16 protein-coding genes are annotated in these 17915 nt (G+C 68.4%); 11 read left to right on the top strand and 5 right to left on the bottom strand.

Features of this window, described 5'->3' with window-relative positions:
* Positions 1-125: 125 nt before the first annotated feature.
* Both GLA29479_RS11070 and GLA29479_RS11065 read right to left on the bottom strand, forming a co-directional pair.
* A complete protein-coding gene (locus GLA29479_RS11070) occupies positions 126-479 on the bottom strand; it encodes an excalibur calcium-binding domain-containing protein (RefSeq protein ID WP_057971595.1) in 354 nt (117 codons plus the stop codon).
* Between the two features lie 270 nt (positions 480-749).
* Positions 750-1124 (bottom strand): YciI family protein, encoded by a 375-nt coding sequence (locus tag GLA29479_RS11065; RefSeq protein WP_057919262.1) that lies wholly within the window; start codon positions 1122-1124, stop codon positions 750-752.
* Positions 1125-1463: 339 nt separating this feature from the next.
* Here GLA29479_RS11065 and tsaA point away from each other — a divergent pair, with 339 nt between their 5' ends.
* The 5 genes from tsaA (at position 1464) to GLA29479_RS11040 (ending at position 6336) form a co-directional block, all read left to right on the top strand.
* Positions 1464-2000, top strand: a complete 537-nt coding sequence (tsaA, locus tag GLA29479_RS11060) for a tRNA (N6-threonylcarbamoyladenosine(37)-N6)-methyltransferase TrmO (protein ID WP_057919261.1) — start codon at positions 1464-1466, stop codon at positions 1998-2000.
* A gap of 176 nt (positions 2001-2176) precedes the next feature.
* The gene (locus GLA29479_RS11055) at positions 2177-2689 is read left to right on the top strand and encodes an SRPBCC family protein (RefSeq protein WP_057919260.1); all 513 of its coding nucleotides are present in this window, start codon (positions 2177-2179) and stop codon (positions 2687-2689) included.
* 130 nt (positions 2690-2819) lie between these two features.
* Complete coding sequence (locus tag GLA29479_RS11050) at positions 2820-3821, top strand: ABC transporter ATP-binding protein (RefSeq protein WP_057971594.1); 1002 nt, start codon at positions 2820-2822, stop codon at positions 3819-3821.
* Positions 3818-4579 carry an ABC transporter permease gene (locus tag GLA29479_RS11045; protein ID WP_057919258.1) on the top strand — a complete coding sequence of 254 codons (762 nt, stop codon included), beginning with the start codon at positions 3818-3820 and terminating at the stop codon, positions 4577-4579. Before GLA29479_RS11050 ends, GLA29479_RS11045 begins: the two co-directional genes overlap by 4 nt.
* A 374-nt stretch (positions 4580-4953) precedes the next feature.
* Entirely contained in the window at positions 4954-6336 is a 1383-nt protein-coding gene (locus GLA29479_RS11040; protein WP_057971593.1) for an amino acid permease, read from the top strand.
* A gap of 106 nt (positions 6337-6442) precedes the next feature.
* Here GLA29479_RS11040 and GLA29479_RS11035 read toward each other — a convergent pair whose 3' ends face one another.
* Entirely contained in the window at positions 6443-7963 is a 1521-nt protein-coding gene (locus tag GLA29479_RS11035) for a vWA domain-containing protein (protein ID WP_057973164.1), read from the bottom strand.
* A 338-nt stretch (positions 7964-8301) separates the two neighbouring features.
* On the opposite strand from GLA29479_RS11035, the gene GLA29479_RS11030 reads away from it, so the two are divergent.
* Positions 8302-8787: a tetratricopeptide repeat protein gene (locus GLA29479_RS11030; protein ID WP_057971592.1), complete on the top strand. Its 486-nt coding sequence runs from the start codon at positions 8302-8304 to the stop codon at positions 8785-8787.
* A gap of 19 nt (positions 8788-8806) precedes the next feature.
* Here the strand turns inward: GLA29479_RS11030 and GLA29479_RS11025 are convergent, their stop codons facing one another.
* On the bottom strand, positions 8807-9289 hold the full coding sequence (locus GLA29479_RS11025; RefSeq protein WP_057971591.1) for a DUF2165 family protein: 483 nt from the start codon (positions 9287-9289) through the stop codon (positions 8807-8809).
* Between the two features lie 177 nt (positions 9290-9466).
* Positions 9467-9721, bottom strand: a complete 255-nt coding sequence (locus GLA29479_RS11020) for a DUF3297 family protein (RefSeq protein ID WP_057919254.1) — start codon at positions 9719-9721, stop codon at positions 9467-9469.
* 393 nt (positions 9722-10114) lie between these two features.
* Between GLA29479_RS11020 and GLA29479_RS11015 the strand changes: the two genes are divergently transcribed.
* The 5 genes from GLA29479_RS11015 (at position 10115) to GLA29479_RS10995 (ending at position 17858) form a co-directional block, all read left to right on the top strand.
* Positions 10115-11254: a lactonase family protein gene (locus tag GLA29479_RS11015; RefSeq protein ID WP_144436458.1), complete on the top strand. Its 1140-nt coding sequence runs from the start codon at positions 10115-10117 to the stop codon at positions 11252-11254.
* 461 nt (positions 11255-11715) lie between these two features.
* Positions 11716-13626, top strand: coding sequence for an N-acetylmuramoyl-L-alanine amidase (locus GLA29479_RS11010; RefSeq protein ID WP_057971589.1), 1911 nt, complete (start codon positions 11716-11718; stop codon positions 13624-13626).
* Positions 13627-13783: 157 nt separating this feature from the next.
* Positions 13784-15940 carry a SpoIID/LytB domain-containing protein gene (locus tag GLA29479_RS11005; protein ID WP_057971588.1) on the top strand — a complete coding sequence of 719 codons (2157 nt, stop codon included), beginning with the start codon at positions 13784-13786 and terminating at the stop codon, positions 15938-15940.
* 62 nt (positions 15941-16002) lie between these two features.
* Positions 16003-16794, top strand: coding sequence for a M23 family metallopeptidase (locus GLA29479_RS11000; protein ID WP_057971587.1), 792 nt, complete (start codon positions 16003-16005; stop codon positions 16792-16794).
* A gap of 158 nt (positions 16795-16952) precedes the next feature.
* Entirely contained in the window at positions 16953-17858 is a 906-nt protein-coding gene (locus GLA29479_RS10995; RefSeq protein ID WP_057971586.1) for a HEAT repeat domain-containing protein, read from the top strand.
* Positions 17859-17915: the final 57 nt, after the last annotated feature.

Below are 17915 nucleotides of genomic sequence, written 5' to 3'. Positions count from 1 at the left end.
CGGTGGGGATACGACCCGATTCTCCGCCTGCCACCGTATCGTCGCCAGCGACAAGGCGTTAAACCCGCGTATGCGGGAGATTCCGTTGCCGCCAATTCACGATCCTTGCCGCGCTCGCGGGCGCTTCACTCGCAGGCGATGCCGTCGCCGTCGCGATCCAGATGGCGGCCGTAGCCGGGATCGCCGCGTCGTACCGGTGCGGCGCCGGCAGCGCGCGCGGCGCTGCAGTTGGCGTAGGCGCCGCTGCCATCGGCCGCCCCCGAGTCGTCGTCGGCCCAAGACGAGGCCCGACCGGGTGCGCGCGGCGACGTCGGCCGCAAATTGCCGCCGCCCGCGGCAGGGCCGCGATGGCAGTGATAGCCGCCGTGCTTGCGATCGTTATGGCAGCCCTCGGCATTGAGGCCGCCGCCGTGAGCCCAGGCGGGCGAGGCGGCGCTCAGCGCCAGTGCGGCGGCGAGCGCGATGGAATGAGCGTGCATGATGAGTCCCCCGTTCCGAACCCAACGGGCCCGGCCCGGGAAAGCGGCCAAGTCTCGAACACGCGGTTGAGATCGCCGAGCGTCGGCGGACGGAGGCTGTTGTTGCTTTTATCGCCTTACAGCCGGATACGCGGTGAGATTGATGTTGCGTGGTCGCGGGCTGGAGTCGGCGACGCGACCGGCAGAGACGGTATCGCTGCCATTGTTGCGGTTTCGTGTCCGCGGGGGACAACGAAACATAGGCGATACGAAAGACGGCTCAGCCGACCCTCAGGACGCGAACTCGCGCCGCACGTGATCGAGGTCCACGACCGGACGCACTTCCAGCCGGCCGGTACGGCTCCACGGGAAGGATTCGGCGATGCGCACGGCTTCGTCCATGTCGGCCGCTTCGATCAGGTTGAAGCCGCCCAGGTATTCCTTGGCTTCGGCGAAGGGGCCGTCCATGAAGGTGGTGCGGCCGTTGCGGGTGCGCAGCGTGGTGGCCTGCGCCGGCGGTGCGAGCATTTGCGAATCCAGCAGCACGCCGGCGTCGTGCAAGGCGTCGGCGTGGGCCAGGCAGCCGCGCATCATGGTGCCGAACTCGCCCTCGGGCAGGGCTTCGATCAGGCTGTCGTCGTTGTAGATCATGACCAGATATTTCATGGCGTCCTCTGGGGGCAGGCAGGAAGGCGTTCGTCGATGGGTCCGCTGGCGGCGAGGGCTGGGCAGCGCGCCGCGGGGACTGTGGCGCCGAGCATAACGCCCTGGTCGCGCGGCGCAGCAGTGACGAAACTCATGCGCCGCATCCGCTCGCCGCATCCGCTCGCCGCGTTCGCCGGATGAATGCGCAGGTCCTCACCGCATCGGTGCGGCAATCTGCCGGGCAGCCGTCGCAGGGGCTGCGATCCCGGCCGCAGCGATGACGCCCATGCCTGCGGTCATCGACGCACGACAAGGGCTGCGGCGACAATGCCGAGGTTCCGCAACGCCTGGCCACGCCCGATGTCCGAAGTCTTCGCTTGCCGCCCCATCGCCTATCTGCGCTCGCCTTATGCGCAACGCATCGATGCGCCGCACCAATCGACGGTGGTGCAGGGCACGCAGAGCGGCGAGGTGGTCGAGGCGCGGCTGGAATTCGTCGACGACCTGGCGCCGGAGGCCTATGCCGACCTGGCCGGGTTCGAACGCATCTGGCTGATCTTCGCGTTCCATCGCAGCCAGGGCTGGAAGGCGCAGGTGAAGCCGCCGCGCGGCGGGCCCAAGCGCGGCGTGTTGGCGACGCGGTCGCCGCACCGGCCCAATCCGCTGGGCTTGTCGGCGGTGGAATTGGTCGCGGTCGAACCCGGCGCATTGATCCTGCGCGGCGTGGACCTGCTCGACGGTACCCCGGTGCTCGACATCAAACCCTACGTGCCCTATGCCGATGCTTTCGCCGGATCGCGCGCCGGCTGGATCGACGAGATCGATGCCGCGCAGGGCCGGCAATCGGCGCCGGGGCCGAAGCGCCCGCGCAAGCCTGTGGGCGGCCAGGCCGACTGAGGCCTGGCGACGTCGCCGGACTCGGCTGCGAACCGATCGAAACGGAGGCTTGACCGCACCGGTCTGCCGCTGTACTTTCCGTTTAGGTTAATTAGCTATCTGGTTTATCTGAAGGTCCTGCAAGGCCCGGCGCCGTCCGAGGCGCGCGGCTTTCCCCTATCGCCCGAGGAATTCCCATGACGTTCGATGGCCCCAGCACCGCCGATACCGCATCCTCCGACCGCACCACCCACAGGGTCGACGACCACAGCATCACCTTGCGGCGCGTTCTCAACGCCCCGCGCGAGCTGGTGTTCGCGGCCTGGACCGATCCGGTGCAGGTCGCGAAGTGGTGGGGGCCGCACGGCTTCAACAGCCAAGTGCGGCAGATGGATGTCGCGGTCGGCCGCATGTTCCGCATCTGCATGGTCGCGTCCGACGGCGCCGAGTACCCGATCAAGGGCACGTACCAGGAAATCGTCGCACCCGAGCGCCTGGTCTACATCGACGATTGGGACGACGACAGCAAGCCCTCGCAGTCATCGCGCGTCACCGTGACCTTCGCCGAACACGGCGCGGGCAAGACCCTGCTGACTCTGGAGATGCGCTTCGGTTCGATCGCCGAGCGCGTCGAAGCCGAGCAGCAGGAAGTCATCCCGGGTTGGGGCGAATGCTTCGAGCGTCTGGACGCGCTGGTGTCCGCGCACTGACGCTCGAACCGTGCACGCAGTCGCGCGCCGGCCCATGCCGCCGGCGCGCGACGGCCGTACACTGGGCGACCGCACGCGCCCGGCGCGAGTCTCGCGCCGTCGTCCGCGTCATCGCCTCCGCGGAGTGTCCATGCCATCCGTTTCCGAAGCTTCCCCGCTGCCCGCGCATGCGCGCAGCGACGCGCCCGCGATCGTCTCGATCAAGGGCCTGACCAAAACCTATGCCGGCGGTTTCCAGGCGCTCAAGGGCGTCGACCTCGACATCCGCCGCGGCGAGATCTTCGCCTTGCTCGGGCCTAACGGCGCCGGCAAGACCACCCTGATCAGCATCGTCTGCGGCATCGTCAATCCCAGCGGCGGCCAGGTGCTCGCCGATGGCCACGACATCGTCCGCGACTACCGCGCTGCGCGCTCGGCGATCGGCCTGGTGCCGCAGGAACTGCACACCGACGCGTTCGAGACGGTGTGGGATACGGTCAAGTTCAGCCGCGGCCTGTACGGGCGGGCGCCGAATGCGACGTATCTGGAGAAAGTCCTGCGCGACCTGTCGCTCTGGGAAAAACGCGGCGAGAAAATCATGGCCCTGTCCGGCGGCATGAAGCGGCGTGTGCTGATCGCCAAGGCGCTGTCGCACGAGCCGACGATCTTGTTTTTGGACGAGCCGACCGCGGGCGTCGACGTCGAACTGCGTCGCGAGATGTGGGCGATGGTGTCGCAACTGCGCGACAGCGGCGTCACCATCATCCTGACCACGCACTACATCGACGAGGCCGAGGAAATGGCCGACCGGGTCGGGGTGATCAACCACGGCGAGATCGTCCTGGTCGAGGAAAAACGCGCGCTGATGCGCAAGCTCGGCAAGAAACAGCTGACCCTGCAACTGCAGACCGCCTTGTCGGCACTGCCCGAGGCCCTGGCCAGCGATGCGCTGAGCCTGTCGCAGGACGGCCACGAGCTGGTCTACACCTTCGATGCGCAGTCCGAGGAAACCGGCATCGCCGCGCTGCTGCGGCGCCTGGGCGAGCACGGCATCGACTTCAAGGACCTACACACCAGCCAGAGCTCGCTTGAGGAAATCTTCGTGAATCTGGTCAAGTCGCCGCGTCAGTCCGGCCCGGAGGTGCGCGCATGAACCGGCACGCGATCAAGGCGATCTATTTCTTCGAGATGCACCGCACCTTCCGCACCCTGATGCAGTCCATCGCCACGCCGGTGCTGTCGACCTCGTTGTACTTCATCGTGTTCGGCTCGGCGATCGGCTCGCGCATGGTCGAGATCGGCGGGGTGAGCTACGGCGCCTTCATCGTGCCGGGTCTGATCATGATGGCCTTGCTGACCGAAAGCATCTCCAACGCCTCCTTCGGCATCTACCTGCCGAAATGGTCGGGCACGATCTACGAACTGCTGTCGGCGCCGGTGTCGTTCCTGGAGGTGATCGCCGGCTACGTCGGCGCGGCGGCGACCAAGTCGGTGATGCTCGGCATCCTGATGCTGATCACCGCGCGCTTCTTCGTCGACTTCGAGATCGTGCATCCGGTGTGGATGGCGGTGTTCCTGGTGTTGACCGCGGTCACCTTCAGCTTGTTCGGCTTCATCATCGGCGTATGGGCCGACGGCTTCGAGAAGCTGCAGATGATCCCGATGATGATCGTGATGCCGCTGACCTTCCTCGGCGGCAGCTTCTACTCGATCGACATGCTGCCGCCGTTCTGGCGCAGCGTGTCGCTGTTCAACCCGGTGGTCTACCTGGTCAACGGCTTCCGCTGGAGCTTCTACGGCAAGTCGGATGTCGACATCGTGCTGAGCGTCGGCATGACCACCGGTTTCATGCTGCTGTGCCTGGCGGCGGTGTGGTGGATCTTCCGCACCGGGTACAAGTTGAAGAGTTGAGGAAAGAGTGGAGGTATAGACGGGGCGAGGCAGCGTTCCCTTCTCCCGCAGGCGGGGGAGTTGCCTTTCCTTCTCCCGCAAGCGGGAGAAGGGGGCCCGAAGGGCCGGATGAGGGCCCGTGTGCTTTAGCCGCGCGCGTGCCCTCACCCCAACCCCTCTCAGCTGTGCACTCCCTGCGGTCGCCGCAAGCGGGCGAGGGGCTTCGGCTCGCTGGAAGGGAGGCTGAGGCGAGGCGGACCAGTGGATTCGACGGCATGCCGTCTCGCTTACGCCTGCCGCATCGCGCCACCCCGGAGTATGCTTCGCCGATTCCGGTCCGGCCGCGTTGAGCGCAGCGCGGGCGTCGTGCCGGACCGATTCCGGGAGCCTCGCCGATGCAGACGAACCAGCAGGAACTTCATCGCGGTCTGAGCGAACGCCATATCCGCCTGATGGCGCTCGGCGCCGCGATCGGTGTCGGCCTGTTCCTGGGCTCGGCCAACGCCATCAAGCTGGCCGGCCCCGGCATCCTGCTGGCCTACCTGCTCGGCGGCGCGGCGATCTTCATCATCATGCGCGCGCTCGGCGAGATGGCCGTGCACAACCCAGTCGCTGGGTCCTTCAGCCGTTACGCGCGCGACTACCTCGGCCCGCTCGCCGGCTACCTGACCGGCTGGAACTACTGGTTCCTGTGGCTGGTGACCTGCGTGGCCGAGATCACCGCGGTCGGCATCTACATGCAGGTCTGGTTCCCGGATACGCCGCAATGGATCTGGGCGCTGGCCGCGCTGATCGCGATGGGCTCGGTCAACCTGATCACGGTCAAGGCCTACGGCGAGTTCGAATTCTGGTTCGCGATGATCAAGGTCGTGACCATCGTGGTGATGATCCTCGCCGGCCTGGCGATGATCGTGTTCGGCTTCGGCAACAACGGCGTGGCCATCGGCATCAGCAACCTGTGGGCGCACGGCGGCTTCTTCCCGAACGGCGCGCAGGGCGTGTTGATGTCGCTGCAGATGGTGATGTTCGCCTACCTCGGCGTGGAAATGATCGGCCTGACCGCCGGCGAGGCCGCCAACCCCGGCAAGTCGATTCCCGACGCGATCAACTCGGTGTTCTGGCGCATCGTGATCTTCTACGTCGGCGCGCTGTTCGTGATCCTGTCGCTGTACCCCTGGAACGAGCTGGGCACCACCGGCAGCCCGTTCGTGATGACCTTCGAGCGCCTGGGCATCCGCGAGGCCGCCGGCATCATCAACTTCGTGGTCCTGACCGCGGCGCTGTCCTCGTGCAACGGCGGCATCTTCAGCACCGGCCGCATGCTCTACAACCTGGCCCAGCAGAAGCAGGCGCCGGCGTTCTTCGCCAACACCTCGCGCGGCGGCGTGCCGCGCGCGGCGATCCTGGTGTCGGTGGTGGCGCTGCTGTTCGGCGTGCTGCTGAACTACCTGGCGCCGAAGGAAGTGTTCGTCTGGGTGACCTCGATCTCGACCTTCGGCGCGATCTGGACCTGGGCGGTGATCCTGGTTTCGCACATGCGCTTCCGCAAGGCGCTCAGCGCCGAGGAACGCGCCCGCCTGGCCTTCCGGATGCCGATGTATCCCGTCGCCTCGTGGGTCGCGCTGTCCTTCCTGGTGCTGGTGGTTGGCCTGATGGCCTATTTCCCCGACACGCGCGTGGCGCTGTACGTCGGCCCGGCGTTCCTGGTCCTGTTGGTGGTGCTGTACTACGCGGTCGGCTTCCACAAGCGCGACAGCGCGGTGGCGCAAGGCGCCTGATCGCTGCCGTTCAAAGCCCCTCTCCCGCGTGCGGGAGAGGGGTTGGGATGAGGGGTGCGTAACACTGGTTCGGCCGTAGCTAATTATTCAGCGAACCGTCGCGGCCTCACTCGCCGCCGACCGCCGCCCCGCGCGCCGGCGCCGCCGAGGCCTGCAGCCCGCGGGCCGTTTCCGCCAGCCGCAGGAATTCGCCGCGGTAACCGTTGCGGTCGTCGCCGCGAGCATCGGCGGCCAGCTTGATCACACCGTCCCAGCCGAAGTTCGCGTCGACGTGGGCGCCGCCGCGCAGCAGGTCGCCGAAACCGGCCACCGAGGCGGCGAAGCGCAGGCGTTCGCTGGCTTGCGCGGCGATGTCCTGGCGCCGCAGCGGGGTCTCGATCAAACGGCTGTCGTTCTCGCCGGGGCGCTTGTAGCGCAGGCGCAGTAGAGCGAGTTCGTCCTTGCGCACGCCGTCGTCGGGCTTGGCCTCGCCGGCCGGCTTGGCCGCCGCGTAGCGCAACGGATCGACCGATTCGCCGCCAGACCCGACCAGGGCCACTTCGTACAGAGCGGTGACGTCGTGACCGGCGCCGATCTCGCCGGCGTCGACGCGATCGTTGTTGAAGTCCTCGCGCCGCAGCAGGCGGTTTTCGTAGCCGATCAAACGATATTCGGCGACCACCGCCGGGTTGAACTCGACCTGGACCTTGACGTCGCCGGCGATGGTCAGCAGGGTCGAACCCAGTTCTTCGCCGAGCACTTTCTGCGCCTCCAGGGCGCTGTCGATGTAGGCGTGGTTGCCGTTGCCCACGTCGGCCAGTTGCTCGGCCATGGTGTCGTTGTAGTTGCCGCTGCCGAAGCCGAGCGTGCTCAGGGCGATACCGGACTTGCGCTGGTCGGCGACCAGGGTCTCCAGCGCCTTCTGGTCGACCGTGCCGACGTTGAAGTCGCCGTCGGTGGCGAGCAGAACGCGGTTGATGCCGTCGGGGATGAAGGCTTGTCGGGCGGTGGCATACGCCAATTGGATGCCGTCGCCGCCGTTGGTCGAGCCGCCGGCCTGCAGGCGTTCGAGCGCGTCGAGGATCTCGCCGCCGCGGTCGCCCGGCGTCGGTGGCAGCACCAGGCCGGCCGAGCCGGCATAGACCACGATCGAGATCCGGTCCTGCGGGCGCAATTGTTTGACTAACTGGGCGAAGGCTTTCTTCAGCAGCGGCAGCTTGTCGGGCTCGTCCATCGAGCCGGAGGTGTCGATCAGCAGCACCAGGTTGGCCGGCGGCAGTTCGCTGCGGTCGACGTCGTAGCCCTGGATGCCGATCTGCATCAGCACGTGCTTGGCGTTCCACGGCGCCGGCGCGAGCTCGGTGCTGACCTTGAACGGCGTGTCCTTCGAGTCCGGCGCCGGGTAGCCGTAGTCGAAATAGTTGATGAGTTCCTCGACCCGCACCGCGTCCTTGGGCGGCAGTTCGCCGGCGGCGAGCATGCGGCGGACGTTGGCGTAGCTGCCGGTGTCGACGTCGATGGAAAAGGTCGACACCGGCTGTTCGGCGGCGCGGTGGATCGGGTTGGGTTCGACCTCGGCGTATTTCTCGGTGTTGGCGGGGGCCGACTGGTCGGTTTCGGCCATCAGGACTTTCGCCGGCATCGGCATCGACACCGCTTCGGCCGAAGCCGCCGCGTCGGCGCGTTCGACTTTCTTGCCGCAGGCGCCCAGCAGCAGGGCGAGAGCGATGCCGCAGGCGAGGGCCGCGGAGGGGAAGCGGGTGGGGGTGGGGCGGTTGCGCAGCAACATGGTGATCCTCCGTTGATCGGGTTGTGCGTCTTGGGAACGTCGGCCGGCGCGCGATGGGGTCGAGGCGACGGCGATGGCCACACTAGGCAAGTGCGTCTTCGCTTTTCGTTATGACGGCCGTCGTTTTCCGTTGGCCCGGCTTGGTCCACAATCTGCGCTCGTTACGAATGCCGGCGCCGGGGAGGCGCCAGGCCCCGATGACCCCCGACCGGCTCGCCACCGCCGACCTGCTGCGGCTCGCGCTCGACGCCATCCATCAGGCGCGCGACGTCGAGGCCGTGCGCCTGTTGCAGCGCGTGCTCGAACGCGAGCCGGACAATCTGCACGTGCAGTACCTGCTGGCGATCCAGCACGCCCAGCTCGGTTTGTTCGATCGCGCCGAAGAGCGCTTGCGCGCGGTGCTGGAAGTGCTGCCCGAATTCGTCGTGGCCCGTTTCCAGCTGGCGCAGTTGCTGCTGATGCGCGGCACCGCCAAGGACGCGTGCGAGTGGCTGGCGCCGGTGCTGGCCCAGGCCGATCCGCTCGGCGCTTATGCGCGCGGCCTGTCGGCCGCGGCCGAAGGCGACCTCGACCGCGCCTGCGCCGTGCTCGAAGCGGCGCTGCGTCTGCCGCAACCGGTGCCGGCCCTGGCCGGCGACATGCGCCGGCTGTGCGAACAATGGCGCGAGACGGCCACCGCCTGAGCAGGCCCGGGCGCTGCGCTCAAGGGCGCAGATTGACCGCAAGCAGGCCGAGCACGGCCACCGCGACCAGGACGAAGTGGATCAGTTGCAGGTTGTCCTGACGGATGTAGTAGGCGAACCAGCTGCCGCCGACCGCCATCAGGAAGCTGGTCGCCATCAGGGCGGTCAGCGCGAGGTTGGCCAGGATCGTGGCGTCGGCGGAGGTGGCGAGGCCGGCCAGGGCGGCGACCGTCGCCCACAACAGCACGACCGTGACCATCTCGGCGCCGAGCACGATCGAGAACGCGGCACGGTGCCAGGATGCCCGCTCGATGCGACGCGACAGCAGGGGCGTCTGGATCGCCGGCGCTTGCTCGAACGGCGTCATGCGCATGATCGAGGCGAGCGCGAACACGCCGTTGCGGAAGGCGATGAGGTTGTTGAACGCGACCACGGTGAGCCACAACGCCAGACCGGCGATGAAGACGAGCTTGAACAACAACAGGCTGGCAGCGAGGGACATGCGGATCTCCGGAAGGTCGTAGCGGTGCGCCCCGCCGCGGATGCGGCATTCGGGGGCTGTTGCTGTATCGACGATCCAGGAGGCGGGTTTAAGACATCGCCTGCGAAAAAAAGTGTCCGCAAAAAATGGCGGCGCGCCGTGCCCCGGTGGGCGACGGCGCGGCGCGGGCAGGCGGGCTTACTCGGCCTGCGGTGCTTCGGTCAGGTAATAGGGCTCGACCTGGCCCTTGACCTTCATCGTCATCGGGTTGCCGCGGCGGTCGAGCGACTTGCCGACCGGCAGGCGCACCCAGCCTTCGCTGACGCAGTATTCCTCGACGTTGTTCTTCTCCACGCCGTTGAAGCGCAGGCCGATCCCGCGTTCGAGCACGGCCGGGTCGTAATAGGGGCTGCGCGTGTCGTTGGAGAGGCGGTCGGGCGGGGTGTCGGTCATGCTGGCGCTCTTTCGGTAGTGAACTGACGTGGTGCGAGGCCGACCCGGTGCGGGGCGACGGGCGTTGGAGATCAGGCGCTCAGGATACGCGGACCGTCGCGCCCGGCCCAGTCTGCGCGGCGGCGCGTTTCGGCGCGGTGCCTGCGCGGCCGCAGCGATGCCGGCGATGCGGCCGGGGCGCCGTGAAAGTCCGGCGGGGCGACCGAATGCAGGAAAGCGTCGGCGAATCGGGGTGTCGGCCGTCCGCGACGGGCGCGGTGAAATTCCCCGGTGAGGGGCGCGGGCGCCCAGGCTTGGCCATCGCCGTGCGCTGGTGCAGGATCGGGCGTCGCGCCGCCGGCGCCGGAGAGCCCGATGATCCTGCGATCCCCCCTGCTTGCCTGGAGTCTGTCGATGACGCTTGTTGCCGCCCCCGCCGCTGCCGCCGAACAGCGCGCGCAGCCCGAGTTGCTGGTCGGTTGCTACACCGGCGCGGTCTGCAAGGGCATCGGCCGCTATCGTTTCGACCCGGCCCAGGGACGCATCGAGCCGCAACCGCTGGAAGTGATCGAAACCGACAACCCCTCGTGGTTCACCTTCTCCGCCGACGGCCGCCGCTTGTTCGCGGTCAACGAGAATGGCCCCGAGTCGGACGACCCGGTCGGCCGCGCCAGCAGCTTCGCCCTTGCGCGCGGCAGCGACCGCTCAAAGCCGCTGTCGCAGGCCAACTGTCTCGGCGACGAACCCGCGCATGCGGCGCCGAGCCTCGACGGGCGCTATCTGTTCGTCGCCAACTATTCGGTCAATGCCGATCCCGGCGGCACCCTCGCGGTGCTGCCGGTCGATGGCGAGGGCCGCCTGCAGTCGGCGGTGCAGGTATTGACTCATCGCGCCAGCCAGGCCGATCGCGAACGCCAGCTGTCGACCCATGTGCATGCGGCGGTTCCGTCGCCCGACGGCCGCCACGTGTTCGCCGCCGACCTCGGCGCCGACAAGGTCTATGCCTATCGCTACGACCCGGTGCGCAGCGGCGAACGGCCGCTGCGCGCGGCGGCGACGCCGTTCCTGGAACTGCCGCCCGGCAGCGGCCCGCGCCATCTGTTGTTCGACGCGTCCGGCCGCCATGCCTATCTCACTTTGGAAATGAGCGGCGAAGTGGTGGTGCTCGACTACACCGACGGTCGTCTGCAACCGGTGCAGACGGTGGCGATGGACCCGGGCCGGACCCGCGGCAACGCCGCCGCGGCGCTGCATCTGTCCGCCGACGGCCGCTTTTTGTATGCGAGCAACCGCGGCGAGGACAACCACATCGCCGTATACGCGGTCGATGCGGACAGCGGGCGTTTGTCGGCGCTGCAGCGTCGCAGCAGCGAAGGCCGCGGGCCGCGCGAATTCGCGCTCTCGCCCGATGGCCGTCATCTGATCGTCGCCAACCAACACAGCGGCAACCTGGTGGTGATCGAGCGCGATCCCGCCGACGGCAGGCTCGGCAAGACCGTGCAGACGCTGGAAGCGGTATCGCCGTCGGACATCAAGTTCGCGCCCGCGCCCTGAGTTCGCTCGCCGTTGGCGGCGCGCGCCGCCGCATCCCGCCCCCTGGTTTCATTCTCGCAAGGCCCGGCATGTCCGGGCCTTGTACGGTTTCGAAGCCCGGCATGTCCGGGCCTTGTACGTTCTCGAAGCCCGGCATGTCCGGGCCTTGTGCGGTTTCGTGGGCAACCATTGCGCCTTCGATGGGGAGGCCGCGCGCGACCGGCCCCACTGGGGTCAGCCCGAGGATGAAGGCCGCCGGCCGCCGGAGGAAGATGACGCGGTGCAGCGCAGCTTGCCTCCTGCACCGGGGCAGGACGGATCAGCGCCCGTGCGACGAAGCGCCAGCCGGCGCAGTTCAGGGGTGATGGGGGTCGCGGATCGCGATTTTGCTACGCAAAACCGCCTCGAACAGCACTTGCCAGTCGGGCAAATGCAGTACAAGGACCCCGCGGGGAATTTTTAATTCTCATGGGGAAACAAAAATGAACAAATATTCCGAACGCCGGTTCGCCGCCTGCCTGCCGTCGTCGCTGTCGCTCGCCGTGATCGGCCTATTGGCCCTCGCCGCGCCCTGGCTCGCCATCGCGGGTCCGGCGCCCGAAGACCGCGCGTTGGCCCAGCGTCTGCAGATCGAGGAATCGATGGCGCGGGTCGACCGCGCCGTCTACGCCGACTACTTCCGCCAGGCCTATGCGCGCTACCCGGCGATTCCGGCCGGCACGCTCGAATCGGTCGCCTACGTGATGAGCCGTTGGCAACACTTGCAGCCGAGTGCGGCCCAATACGGCGAGCAGCACCAGCACATGCCGCGCTCCTACGGCGTCATGGGCCTGTACCGCGGCGAAGGCTTCGCCGACCAGGTCGGCGAGGGCGCCAGGCTGCTCGGCGTGCCGGCGGCGCGCGTGCAGCGCGATCCCTTGAGCAACATCCTCGCCGCCGCCGCCTTGCTCGATCGCGAGCTGCGCGCCGACGGCATCGGTGCGAAGGCCGCGCCCGAGGCCACGCGCCCGGCGTTGGAGCGGTATGCCGGCTTCGCCCGTGGCGGCAACGCACTCGCGCGCAGCGCCATCCAGGACCACGCGCGTTCGAGCTTCGCCTTCGACGTGCTGCTGGCCCAGGACAAGGGCGTCAACGACCGCGGCATCGTCGTGCCCGCGCGCGCGGTCGCTTGGGAACGCGCCTTCGACGCGCGCAAGCTCGTGCAATTGCGCGCACCGTTCGTGCGCCTGGACGTGGCCAACGATCGGGTCGAGACCCCGGGCCTGAAAAGCGGCGGCTACGCCATCGACCCGCTCAGTGAAACCCTGACCGCGCCGAGCCTCGATAGCGCCGACACCAAGAGCACCGACTACGGCCCGGCGCTGTGGGTCGCATCGCCGTACCACTCCACCCGCAACTCGTACGACTCGGTCACCATCCACACGATGCAGGGCTATTACGCCGGCAGCATCTCCTGGTTCCAGAACAACCCCTACAGCGTCAGCGCGCACTATCTGGTCCGCAGCTCGGACGGCCAGATCACCCAGATGGTGCGCGAGGACCGCGCCTCGCACCACGTCGGCATACATAACAAGACCACACTCGGCATCGAGCACGAAGGCTTCATCAACAACGCCAGCTGGTACACCAGCGCCATGTACAACGCCTCGGCGGCGCTGACCCGGCACTTCTGCGCCCGCTACAGCGCGATCAGTTGCGCCAGCGCGTTCCGCGGCCCGGCCGGCAGCGGCATCAACGTGTTGCCGACCAGCGTCAAGGTCAAGGGCCACCAGCACTACAGCGGCCAGGACCATACCGATCCCGGCATCAACTGGGATTGGGCGCGCTACTACAACCTGCTCAACCCGGGCAGCGGCACCGGCACGGTGATCGACAGCTTCGAGAGCACGGTTGGCCACTTCGATACCGGCCCGGCCTATTCGGGCAGCACCACCGGTATCGCCGCGACTTCGCTCGGCGAGCGCAACTGCGCCACCCGCAAGAACGGCGAATGCTCTCTGCGCGTACTGCTTAAGGACGACACCGCCAGCGCCAGCGATTGGGCGGTGCGCCTGTTGTCGGCCAGCGGCACGCCAGCCAGCAACGCCGCATTGACGCGCGCCAACGGCAAGGTCGGGTTCTGGGTCTACACCGGCGCGACCGGCATGAGCGCCGCGCTCGGCATCGACGACAGCGACGGCACCGAGCGTTCGGTCAGCCGCGCGATCCCGGCCGGCACCTGGACCTACCTGGAGTGGCGCCTGGACGACGCCGCGCAGTGGGACGCCTGGGTCGGCAACGCCAACGGCGCGATCACCGGCAGCACGGTGAAGCTCGACGCGATCTGGCTGTACCGCGACCAGACCAGCTACGACGTCAACCTGTATCTCGACGACGTCCAGGTCAAGTACTGATCCAACCGCTCCACCACCGATCCCTCCGCGCGCAGGCCGGCCCCCCGCAACCGGCCTGCGCGCTTCGGATCATCGCCGCCGCACGCGCACCACTTCGCACCGCCGATCGGCGCGGAGCGCGCCTGCGGACGGTTTCGTCACCCACAGGGGATCGTCCATGTCCGAGCACCCGCAAGCGCCCGACGCGCCGCATCCATCGAGACCGCCGCGTCGCCTGCCGACCTGGCTGGCGGTCCTGGCCCTGTTGCTCGCCGGCGCCGTATTCGCGCAGTGGCTGCGCACACCGGGCGCGGGTCATCGCGCCAGCCGCGTCGGCTCGGCCAGGCCGGCATCGGACAGCGCATCGGGCAGTCGCGCACTCGATATCCGCGTACGCGACAGCGTCAGCGGCCGCGCGCTGGATTCGCACTTGGTCGTGATCGCACGCGGCGCCGAAGCGCGCGTGCACGACCTCGGCATCACCACCCGCGGCGGCCGCGTCGCTGCCTTGAACGAAGGCCGCTACGAGTTGATCGTCAGCGCGCCCGGCTACGACAGCCTCAGCACCCGGGTCGAGATCGACGCCGCGCCGGTGCTGCCGCTGACCGTGTGGCTGTCGCCGTCGATGCCCTCCGAAGCCCTGGATCTGTTGGCGCTGAAGGCCGCGGCCTGCGCGCAGTGCGCGGTGTTCAGCGGCCACGTCTACGATCGCAGCGGCCGTCCCGTCGCCGGTGCGCAAGTACGCAGCAGCCAGGGCGCACGCACGACCGCCGACGGCGAGGGCTATTTCGAGCTCTCCGCGCAATTGCCGCGGGCCCTGGCGCGCGACAACGAGGCCTTGCCGGCGACGGTCGAGATCACCGTCAGCGCCAAGGGGTATCGCAGCCAGCGCCTGACCGGCCTGCCGCTGCTCAACGACAGCCGCCACCTGATCGTCGACCTCGAAGCCGGCGGCGGTTCGACCGTGGTGGTCGATCGCAGCCACGTGCAACTGCGCGCGCGACAACGCGAAGATCAGCAACGGCCGCGTTCGGCCGCCGATGCGCTGCAGGCCGAGTCCGACGCCGCAACCCAAGAGGACGCCGCGCTCGACCCGGCGCGCCCGGCCTCGGTCGCGACCGCGCAGCGCTTGGCCGCGCAGGCGGTCAGCGTGCCGGTGCCGTCGAGCATTCGCGTCGGCACCAATTGCTCGGGGCGTTCCTGCAGCGGGGTGTCGGTCTACGGTTTCGAAGACTACGTCGGCCGCGGCCTCGACGAGGAATGGATCCCGTCCTGGGACGCCGACTCGCTCGCCGCCGGCGCCGTCGCCTACCGCAGCTACGCGGCGTATTACGTCGTCCACCCGGTCAACAGCCGCTACGACATCTGCAACAGCACCTCCTGCCAGGCCTTCAACGCCGACAGCGTGTCGGCGACGGTCGCGGCCGCGGCGGCCACGCGCGGCGTGCTGCTGACCCGCGACGGCAAGACCGCGGCTTTCAGCGAGTACTCCTCGGAGAACAACGCCTGGGACAGCCCCAGCGACGGTCTGTCCTGCGTCAACAACGACCTGAGCTGCGGCAACGGCCGCAACGGTTCGCCGCGCAACAACTGGCCGTGTCTGTCCGACGAGGTCGGGCGCAATCGCGGTTGTTTCGGCCACGGCCGCGGCATGAGCCAGTGGGGTACGCAGCGCTGGGCCGCCAACCACGGCCGCGACTGGCGCTGGATCACCAACCACTACTTCAACAACAACAACAGCCCTGGCGGCATGCGCAACGCCTTCCTCGCCAACGAGGGCGGCGGCGGTCCGGGCGGCGGTGCGATCGTGCTCGATGGCTTCGAGAGCGGCGTCGGCCGTTTCGCCAGCGCGCCGACCGCGTCCGGCAGCACGACCGGCGTGTCGACCGCATCGCTGGCCCAGCAGGACTGCGCCACCCGCAAGAACGGCAGTTGTTCGCTGCGGGTGTTGCTCAAGGACGACCCTACCGTCGCCACCGCCTGGGCGGTGCGCCTGTTGTCGGGCGGCGGCACGCCGGCCAACAACGTCGAGCTGGTGCGCGACGGCGGCAAGGTCGGCTTCTGGGTCTATACCGGCGCCAGTGGGCTCAGCGCGAGCCTGAGCATCGACGACAGCGACGGCACCGAGCGCGCGATCAGCCGCGCGATTCCGAGCGGGCAATGGACCTGGCTGGAATGGTCGCTCGGCGATGCCGCGCAGTGGAACGCCTGGGCCGGCGCCAGCAACGGCACGATCGACGCCGCCAGCGTGCGCCTGGATGCGGTGTGGTTCCTGCGCGAGCAGACCAGTTACGACGTCAACCTCTATCTGGACGACGTCCAGATCCTGCACTGACCCCCTTCAACCGCGTCGCGCCGCCGGCAACGGCGCGACCTCATCGATGGAGTACCCCCGCCATGAACGCAGTAACCGCAAAACGTTTCCGACTTCGCGGTCTGTCCGCGCTGTTCGCTTTCGCCGCATTGTTCGCTACGGCCGCCGAAGCCGCGCCGAACTTCCAGATGCCGTTTCCCTGCGGCCAGACCTGGGCCGGCCAGACCCGCTCCAAGCACAGCCCCAAGTATGCAGTGGACCTCAACCGCACCAACGACGAAGGCGATACCGTGGTCGCCTCGGTCGGCGGCACGGTCAGCGTGGTGCGTAACCTCGGCAGCGTCAGCTACGGCAAGTACGTGGTGATCGACCACGGCGGCGGCTGGAGCACCCTGTACGCGCATCTGAATTCGTATTCGGTCTCGGTCGGCCAGAACGTCGCCGCCGGCAAAGCGATCGGCACCGTTGGCAACACCGGCGGCTCGTTCGGCGCCCACCTGCACTTCGAAGAACGCTTGAACGGCAGCGCCCAGCAGATCCGCTTCAACGGTTCGCTGATCAAGTACTTCGACGAAAGCGGCAACAGCACCAACTACACCAGCCGCAACAGCTGCAGCGGCGGCGGCACCGGTTCGGGCACGGTCAACACCAACGGCACCCCGCTGAACGTGCGTTCCGGCCCCGGCACCTCGTACTCGATCGTCGGCAGCCTGGCCGACGGCACCGCGGTGACGATCCAGTGCCAGACCACCGGCACCTCGGTGACCGGCACCTACGGCACCAGCAACATCTGGAACCGGATCGGCAGCGGCCGCTTCATTCCCGATGCCTACACCTACACCGGTTCGGACGGGCGCGTCGCACCGCCTTGTTGATGCGTCGAGGGCGCTCATAGTCGGGCCGTCCTCACCCCCGCCCCTCTCCCGTCGACGGGAGAGGGGTTTTGTTGCGCTTGTGTCGACGGATGCGTTTTCCCAGGCGGGCAATGGGCGCCGCGTTATCCTGCGACGAGGTTCTAACGGTTCGAATGCGTATGAAATCCAGCCAGGTGCTGTTGATCGCCCTCGTCTGCGCTGCGCTGGGCGCCGCGCTCGGCGCCTATGTGGCGCGTCGCGAGGTAACGGCCGCATCGACGCCAGCGGCGCCGTCCTCGACGCAGGCGCCGCAGCCGCCGGCCAGGATCGACGCGGCGACGAGTCCTGAATACCTGGTGCTCGGCAACGAGCGGATCAGTTTCGAGTCGCTGCGGCAACGCGCGAGCCGCGATCCGGCTTTCCTGCAGAGTCTGCTGCAGCGTTACCGCAACGAACGCGACCTCGCCGCGCGCGGCGAACTGCTGTCCCTGCTCAATGCGGTGTCGGGCGACGAGGTGCTGCGCTTCGCTTTGTCGCTCGCCGCCAGCACCCGGCCCGAGGACGAGCGCGACGGCCTGGAGCTGCTGCGCGCGTACTCGATGGACCGCCCTGAAGTGCGGCAGACGCTGTTGGCCAAGCTCGAGCGTGGCGGCGACCCGCAGCGCATGGGCGAACTGGTGGCAATGCTGACCCCGGCGACGATGCCGAGCGAGGACGCCGCGCCGGTGGTCGCCGAACTGGCGGCGCTGGCGCGTCATCCCGATCCGAACCTGCGCGCGCAGGCCGTGTTGCAACTCGCGCAATGGGACGACGGCGAACAGGTCGAGGACCTGCTGCACCGGGCGATCCTCGACAGCTCGGCGGAGGTACGCGCGAAAGCGATCGCTGGGGTGCAGGGTTCGGGCATCCGCAGCGATCGTCTCAAGGAAGCCTTGCTCGCCATCGCCGCCGATCCCGAGGCGAGCGCGGCCGATCGCGGCGCGGCGACGTTCGCGCTGCAGGAGTTCCGCCTCAACCGCGCCGAGTACGGCATCTGGCGCCGCGCCCAGGCGCAGTCCGACGAGGAGGGCGGCGAGGGCCGATGAGGCCTCGAGCCGGGACGGTTGCCGGCCCGATCGGGCCGCGGCGGCGGGACGGATCGG

This window comes from Lysobacter antibioticus, assembly GCF_001442535.1.
Lineage (GTDB): Bacteria > Pseudomonadota > Gammaproteobacteria > Xanthomonadales > Xanthomonadaceae > Lysobacter > Lysobacter antibioticus.
Note: the sequence above shows the minus strand (reverse complement) of the source record. Positions and strands in the feature narration are given on the sequence as shown.

What these genes read in the sequence shown, in the direction of transcription:
- GLA29479_RS11070 (WP_057971595.1), bottom strand. Translation starts at nt 479, where the DNA reads ATGCACGCTCATTCCATCGCGCTCGCCGCCGCACTGGCGCTGAGCGCC.
- GLA29479_RS11065 (WP_057919262.1), bottom strand. Translation starts at nt 1,124, where the DNA reads ATGAAATATCTGGTCATGATCTACAACGACGACAGCCTGATCGAAGCC.
- tsaA (WP_057919261.1), top strand. Translation starts at nt 1,464, where the DNA reads ATGTCCGAAGTCTTCGCTTGCCGCCCCATCGCCTATCTGCGCTCGCCT.
- GLA29479_RS11055 (WP_057919260.1), top strand. Translation starts at nt 2,177, where the DNA reads ATGACGTTCGATGGCCCCAGCACCGCCGATACCGCATCCTCCGACCGC.
- GLA29479_RS11050 (WP_057971594.1), top strand. Translation starts at nt 2,820, where the DNA reads ATGCCATCCGTTTCCGAAGCTTCCCCGCTGCCCGCGCATGCGCGCAGC.
- GLA29479_RS11045 (WP_057919258.1), top strand. Translation starts at nt 3,818, where the DNA reads ATGAACCGGCACGCGATCAAGGCGATCTATTTCTTCGAGATGCACCGC.
- GLA29479_RS11040 (WP_057971593.1), top strand. Translation starts at nt 4,954, where the DNA reads ATGCAGACGAACCAGCAGGAACTTCATCGCGGTCTGAGCGAACGCCAT.
- GLA29479_RS11035 (WP_057973164.1), bottom strand. Translation starts at nt 7,963, where the DNA reads ATGCCGATGCCGGCGAAAGTCCTGATGGCCGAAACCGACCAGTCGGCC.
- GLA29479_RS11030 (WP_057971592.1), top strand. Translation starts at nt 8,302, where the DNA reads ATGACCCCCGACCGGCTCGCCACCGCCGACCTGCTGCGGCTCGCGCTC.
- GLA29479_RS11025 (WP_057971591.1), bottom strand. Translation starts at nt 9,289, where the DNA reads ATGTCCCTCGCTGCCAGCCTGTTGTTGTTCAAGCTCGTCTTCATCGCC.
- GLA29479_RS11020 (WP_057919254.1), bottom strand. Translation starts at nt 9,721, where the DNA reads ATGACCGACACCCCGCCCGACCGCCTCTCCAACGACACGCGCAGCCCC.
- GLA29479_RS11015 (WP_144436458.1), top strand. Translation starts at nt 10,115, where the DNA reads ATGACGCTTGTTGCCGCCCCCGCCGCTGCCGCCGAACAGCGCGCGCAG.
- GLA29479_RS11010 (WP_057971589.1), top strand. Translation starts at nt 11,716, where the DNA reads ATGAACAAATATTCCGAACGCCGGTTCGCCGCCTGCCTGCCGTCGTCG.
- GLA29479_RS11005 (WP_057971588.1), top strand. Translation starts at nt 13,784, where the DNA reads ATGTCCGAGCACCCGCAAGCGCCCGACGCGCCGCATCCATCGAGACCG.
- GLA29479_RS11000 (WP_057971587.1), top strand. Translation starts at nt 16,003, where the DNA reads ATGAACGCAGTAACCGCAAAACGTTTCCGACTTCGCGGTCTGTCCGCG.
- GLA29479_RS10995 (WP_057971586.1), top strand. Translation starts at nt 16,953, where the DNA reads ATGAAATCCAGCCAGGTGCTGTTGATCGCCCTCGTCTGCGCTGCGCTG.